6 protein-coding genes are annotated in these 6596 nt (G+C 46.6%); all 6 read left to right on the top strand.

From position 1 onward, the window contains the following. On the top strand, window positions 1-598 hold a 598-nt coding region (locus CCU_RS11695), incomplete at its 5' end, for a methionyl-tRNA formyltransferase (protein ID WP_305803642.1). 35 nt (window positions 599-633) lie between these two features. After that, the gene (gene rsmB / locus CCU_RS11700) at window positions 634-1971 is read left to right on the top strand and encodes a 16S rRNA (cytosine(967)-C(5))-methyltransferase RsmB (RefSeq protein WP_015534817.1); all 1338 of its coding nucleotides are present in this window, start codon (window positions 634-636) and stop codon (window positions 1969-1971) included. A gap of 30 nt (window positions 1972-2001) precedes the next feature. Next, the gene (gene rlmN / locus CCU_RS11705) at window positions 2002-3078 is read left to right on the top strand and encodes a 23S rRNA (adenine(2503)-C(2))-methyltransferase RlmN (protein ID WP_015534818.1); all 1077 of its coding nucleotides are present in this window, start codon (window positions 2002-2004) and stop codon (window positions 3076-3078) included. Between the two features lie 83 nt (window positions 3079-3161). Further along, window positions 3162-3896 (top strand): Stp1/IreP family PP2C-type Ser/Thr phosphatase, encoded by a 735-nt coding sequence (locus tag CCU_RS11710; protein ID WP_015534819.1) that lies wholly within the window; start codon window positions 3162-3164, stop codon window positions 3894-3896. A 6-nt stretch (window positions 3897-3902) separates the two neighbouring features. Then, on the top strand, window positions 3903-6113 hold the full coding sequence (gene pknB, locus CCU_RS11715) for a Stk1 family PASTA domain-containing Ser/Thr kinase (RefSeq protein ID WP_015534820.1): 2211 nt from the start codon (window positions 3903-3905) through the stop codon (window positions 6111-6113). A 14-nt stretch (window positions 6114-6127) separates the two neighbouring features. Next, on the top strand, window positions 6128-6596 hold a 469-nt coding region (rsgA, locus tag CCU_RS11720), incomplete at its 3' end, for a GTPase RsgA (protein ID WP_208896392.1).

The raw sequence follows: 6596 nt of genomic DNA on the forward strand, positions 1-6596 counted from the left end.
GCTCCCAAAGTACCGCGGTGCGGCGCCTATCGAGTGGGCGATCATTGACGGCGAGAAGGAGACCGGAGTCACCACCATGTACATGGCAAAGGGACTTGATACCGGAGATATGATAGAACATTCGATTGTGTCTATCGGTGACGATGACACTGGAGAGACATTGACGGACAAGCTTGCGGCAAGCGGTGCGCAGCTTATACTGTCAACCCTTGAAAAGCTTGAGAATGGAACTGCGGTCCGGACACCTCAGGATGACAGCCTGAGCTGTTACGCTTCCATGTTGAACAAGGGTATGGGAGATATAGATTTCAGTGAGCCGGCAGAGAAGATAGAGAGACTTGTGAGAGGCCTTCAGCCATGGCCTTGTGCATACACAAGGATAGGCGGCAAGAATGTCAAGATATATGGGGCAAAGGTAGTGAGCCGTGAGGATGGCATTGCACCTGGTGAGATAACCATGGTGACCAAGAAGACATTTGCCATAGCGTGTGGACAGGATGCACTCCAGATAACAAGATTGCAGCCTGAGGGCAAGAAGCCTATGGATGCGGTGGCGTTCCTTGCGGGCAATAAACTCACAGCTGGAGAGCACATCTGATCAAATATATCTGATGAAGAATGGACAGAGGTAGAATGGATACAAAGACTCGAGAGGTGGTTCTGACCACATTACTGGACATAGAGAAAAATCATACATTTTCAAATATAGCACTTGGAACGGCACTCCGCGCCAACCAGTTCATGAGCAAACAGGACAGGGCGTACATCACGAGAATGGTCGAGGGAGTCACAGAGCAGAGGATAAAGCTGGACTACATAATAAACCAGTTCTCCAAAACAAAGGTGAACAAGTGCAAGCCGCTCATAAGATGCGTCCTCAGGATGGGAACTTACGAGCTGTTCTTTATGGACTCTGTTCCGGATTCGGCTGCCTGCAACCTGTCGGTGAAGCTGGCGGTGGATCATGGATTTGGAAGCCTCAGAGGCTTTGTCAACGGAGTGCTCAGAAATATCGCAAGAAACAGGGATGGTATAAAATACCCTGATAAGAACACATCACCTTTGGAATACTATTCGGTTGAATATTCAGTTCCTGTGGAGCTTGTGGAGATACTGCTGCAGGACTATGACAGCGAAACGGTGGACAGGATACTCGGAAGCAACTACGAAATGCGTCCGACATCCATAAGGGTGAATACAGACAGGATAAGCGTTGATGAAGTCGAGAGGAAGCTGGAGGCCGCTGGAATAGAGACAGTGCGAGGAAGCCTGAATGACACATCACTTCTTATAAAGGGATATGATTATGTCAGAAGGATCCCAGGATTCATGGATGGAGAATTTGTTGTACAGGATCAGAGTTCGTGTCTGGCTGTAAGGGCAGCAGGTATACAGAATGGAGATCTGGTGGTGGATGTGTGTGCAGCACCGGGCGGCAAAACCATGTATGCCGCAAGTCTTGCGGGACAGACAGGAAGGGTTATCTCAAGGGATCTCACCGAGAACAAGACGGAGCTCATAGAGGAGAACGTGGACAGACTTGGACTGACAAATGTCACTGTCGAGGCATGGGATGCGAGAGACCTTGATGAGAACCTTGTCGGAAAGGCTGATGTGGTAATAGCAGACCTTCCGTGTTCGGGACTTGGCATAATGGGCAGGAAGAACGATATCAAGTACAATGTGACAGGTGACAGCATAGACGAGCTGGCACAGCTTCAAAAGGATATTCTTGACACTGTATCCAGATATGTGAAAACGGGTGGAACACTGGTGTATTCGACATGTACTATAGACAGCAGGGAGAATCAGAACAATGTTAAGTGGTTTGTGGAAAATCATGATTTTGAGACTGTGAGTATAGATGAGATCGTACCGAGGCACGGTGGCGATAAAGGATATGTAACTCTGTTACAGGGAGTAGATGAGTGTGATGGATTTTTCATATCGAAGTTCGTGCGTACAAAATAGATAGAACATGTATAAAAGATTGGACAGAGTATGGAAGTAAAGGATAGAGAAGATAAGGATATTAGACAGCCGGATCTGAAATCAATGAATATGGAAGAACTCAGGAACTGGGTCACCGGTGCCGGTCAGCCGGCATTCAGGGCGAAGCAGATATATCAGTGGTTTCATGTGAAGCTTGCGGACGGAACGGAGGAGATGACCAATCTGCCGAAAAGCCTCAGAGAGAAGATGGATGAATATGGAATATATGGTGTGAGCGTTGTCACCAGACTCATTTCAGAGGATGACGGCACAAATAAATTCCTGTTCAGACTCCATGATGGGAATGTCATAGAGAGCGTGCTCATGAAGTACAAGCATGGCAATTCCGTGTGCATATCATCCCAGGTGGGCTGCCGTATGGGCTGCAGGTTCTGTGCATCGACCATAGGCGGGCTGGTGAGGAATCTCACAGCGTCCGAGATGCTGTCACAGATATACAGCATCCAGAAGATAACAGGTGAGCGTGTGTCAAATGTGGTCGTGATGGGAACAGGAGAGCCGCTGGATAACTTTGACAATCTTGTCAGGTTCATAGAGATGCTGACGGACGAGAATGGACTGAACATAAGCCAGAGAAATGTCACAGTGTCGAGCTGCGGTTTAGTGCCTGAGATAAAGAGGCTTGCGGATATGGGGCTTTCCATTACATTTGCATTGTCGCTTCACGCGCCAAATGACGAGGACAGAAGGGCACTCATGCCGATAGCCAACAGATACAGCATTGCAGAGGTTCTGGACGCCTGTGATTATTACTTTGACAGGACGGGCAGGAGGATAACATTTGAGTATTCTCTTGTAAAAGGACAGAATGACAGCCCTGAGAAGGCATGCGAGCTGGCGCGCCTCATAAGGGGAAGAAACTGCCATGTGAACCTCATCCCCGTAAATCCGATCAAGGAGAGGGATTACGAGAGGGCGGATAACAGCGCCATTGAGAATTTCAAAAATATTCTGGAGAGAAACCAGATAACAGCTACGGTGCGAAGAAGCATGGGGCGTGACATAGACGCAGCGTGCGGACAGCTCCGCCGTAAATATGAGGAGGAGAACAAGACGGATAAATAGTTCGTCTTGTTCTTTTTTATGTGTTGTGCTAAAATAGGCAAGGTGGCGTATCAGATAATATTTTAGGCTGATGGAGAGAATATATGAAATCATTTGGAATAACAGATGTTGGAAAAAAGCGTTCCATGAATCAGGACAGCATATTTTATACAGATGAGCCAATAGGGGCTATCAGCAATCTGTACATAGTTGCGGATGGCATGGGCGGTCATAAGGCCGGGGACGTTGCATCCAGAACGGCGATTGAAGCCGCAGTTGAATATATAAGTGAAAGCGAGATAAGCAATCCTGTATCGCTGCTCAAGAGGGCGATAATATATGCCAATGACAAGGTGTATAAGCTTGCGCTCAGCAATCCGGAGGATTACGCAGGTATGGGAACGACATTTGTAGCTGCAGTGATCGATGATGGAATCATGTATGTCGCGAATATAGGTGACAGCAGATTATATATAGTTAACAATGAGATAAGACAGGTCACACTTGATCACTCATTGGTTGAGGAGCTGATAAGGAATGGTCAGCTCGACAGGAATAAGGGACGGAATCATCCAGAGAAGAACATTATAACCCGAGCACTTGGAATAGGTGATGATGTGGTTCCGGATTTCTTTGAAGTAGAACTTTCAGCGGATGATAAGATCCTTCTATGTTCTGATGGTTTGTCGAACATGATAGAGGACGACGAGATTCGGGACATTGTATCAGAGTCGGATGATCTTAAGACAGTCGGTGAGAAGCTGGTGGAGAGAGCGAATTACTACGGCGGCAAGGACAATATATCTGCCGTTGTAGCTGCGATAGATTGGGAGGAATAAATTGGTATGTTAAATCCGGGAACGATGCTCAGCGGTCGTTATGAGATCATAGAATTGGTTGGATCTGGCGGTATGTCAGAGGTATATAAGGCAAAATGTCATGTGTTAAACAGATATGTTGCCATAAAGGTGCTTAAGCCTGAGTTCAGCTCAGACGTTAATTTTGTTACAAAGTTCAGGATAGAGGCCCAGTCTGCGGCGGGGCTGTCACATCCTAATATTGTGAATGTATACGATGTCGGTGAGGACAACGGAATATATTATATAGTAATGGAGCTTGTGGAGGGAACCACCCTCAAGGAATATATACAGGCCCACGGCAGAATAGAGCCTATGCAGGCGATCGATTTTGCCATACAGATAGCCCAGGGACTTCAGGCAGCCCATGAGCATCACACGATACACAGAGATATAAAGCCTCAGAACATCATCATGTCGAACAACGGCACGCTGAAGGTTACTGATTTCGGAATCGCAAGAGCCGCATCGTCAAGCACGACCACGACAAATGCGATGGGTAGTGTTCACTACATATCACCGGAGCAGGCAAGGGGCGGATTCTCAGATGAGAGAAGTGATATTTATTCACTCGGTATCACCATGTATGAGATGCTCACAGGACATGTTCCATTTGAAGGCGAGAACAATGTGGCTATAGCGCTGATGCACATTCAGGGCGAGATGGTATCACCTAGGGAGTATTACCCGGATATACCTACAAGCCTTGAGAAGATCATAAGAAAGTGTACACAGAAGAAGCCGGAGAGACGATATCTCACAGCAAATGCGCTTATAGCTGATCTCAACAGAGTAAAAGAGAATCCTAATATAGATTGTATAGTAGTGCCTAAGACCAGCGTTCCTACATCCCCTACCATTGAGATGACAAAGCAGGAGATGGAGATGATCAAGACCGGAAGACAGGTCGATAAGGCAGATACTACGGAGATTCCACCTGTAAGTCCGAGAACGTCAGAGATCAAGGCTAACGTGCCAGTTATGCCGCCGTCACAGTTCGACGATCTGTTCCCAGATGACGACGATGAAGAGGATGATACGGACGAGTCAGTGGCAGATGATGGAGAACAGGAGCAGGAATACGATGGAGAAGAGGAGCTTGATCCAAGACTTAAGAAGATAATCATGGTATCAAGTATTGCTATCGCGGTGGTTCTTGCCATACTTGCCATACTTCTCATAGGCAAGATAGCCGGCTGGAATATTCTGGGCGGTAAGGGTAAGACGGAGGAAAGCACCGATGTCATAACCACAGAGGGAACGAACGACACAACTGCACAGGAGACAGTACCTATGGTCAATGTAGTAGGTCTGTATAAGACTGCGGCTGAGGAGCAGATGAAGAAGAATGGCTTCACCAACTATACATTTGTGGAGAAGACAGATGCCACAGTTGAGAAGGGCTATGTAATATCACAGAGTATAGATGATGGAACATCCATAACAAAGGATACACAGATAACTATTTACGTGTCATCGGGCAAGGAAAAGACCAAGGTGCCGGATGTTCTCGGATATGAGGACAGTCAGGCCACAACATTGCTCGAGGAGGCAGGACTTAAGGTAACACATGGCTATGCGTACGATGATAATGTTGAGAAGGATCATGTAATATTCTCAGATCCTGTTGCCGGAACAGAGGTTGAGGAGGGCTCAACAGTCAAGATAATCATCAGTAACGGTAAGGAGACGAAGAAGATCGCAGTTCCTAAGCTCAAGGGTATGTCTGAGGCAGATGCAGCAGCTAAGCTTCAGGAGGTCAACCTGGTAGGCAATCCAAGCTATGAGTACAGCGATGATGTGAAGGAAGGCCAGGTAATATCACAGGATCCTGAGGTCAACACTGAGGTTGACGAGGGAACTACCGTGTCATATGTTGTCAGTAAGGGACCGCAGAAGGTTACATACTCTGTATCTTTCAGCGGTTCAATATCGAATATAGAGTTTGATTTTGATACATTTGGAAGTGTGACAGTTGACATCTCATACACAATAGGCAGACAGACATTCTCTGTATACAGCGGCAAGGCTGGTGCAGGAGACTTCCCTATCAATATAGATGGAGTTGAGGGTCCTACAGGACTTGAGAGCAACCAGGGGTCATTCTCTGTGACCATCACGGATTCAGAGGGAATAGATGTCACATCAAGCTTTAACACGGGCGGTTTGTCCGCTACATTTACACAGGAGAGTAATTAGTAGTGGCAGAGATCATATCAGGAAAGATAATCAAAGGAATCGGTGGATTCTATTATATAGACGCCGAGGATGGACATTTGTACGAATGTAAGGCGAAGGGCATCTTCAGAAACAAAAAGATCAAGCCCCTTGTCGGAGATAATGTGAATATAGAGATACTTGATCCTGAGAACAATCTAGGTAATATCGTTGAGATATTGCCTAGATTTAACTCTTTAATAAGACCTGCTGTGGCAAATGTGGATCAGACGATCATAATATTTGCCGTGAGCGAGCCTGAGCCGAACTTTAACCTGCTTGACAGATTCCTTGTCAGCATGGAGAAAAGCGGTGTTGAGACTATCATTTGTTTTAACAAGACGGATCTTTCGCCGGACAATATGGAGGCTTGCAGATCATACAGCAAGAGCGGGTATGAGACAATCTTCATAAGCGCCAGGGAAGGCGAGGGCATAGACAGGCTCATGGAGATCATAAAAGACC

Source organism: Coprococcus sp. ART55/1, from assembly GCF_000210595.1.
GTDB lineage: Bacteria > Bacillota > Clostridia > Lachnospirales > Lachnospiraceae > Coprococcus > Coprococcus aceti.

What these genes read in the sequence shown, in the direction of transcription:
- rsmB (WP_015534817.1), top strand. Translation starts at nt 634, where the DNA reads ATGGATACAAAGACTCGAGAGGTGGTTCTGACCACATTACTGGACATA.
- rlmN (WP_015534818.1), top strand. Translation starts at nt 2,002, where the DNA reads ATGGAAGTAAAGGATAGAGAAGATAAGGATATTAGACAGCCGGATCTG.
- CCU_RS11710 (WP_015534819.1), top strand. Translation starts at nt 3,162, where the DNA reads ATGAAATCATTTGGAATAACAGATGTTGGAAAAAAGCGTTCCATGAAT.
- pknB (WP_015534820.1), top strand. Translation starts at nt 3,903, where the DNA reads ATGTTAAATCCGGGAACGATGCTCAGCGGTCGTTATGAGATCATAGAA.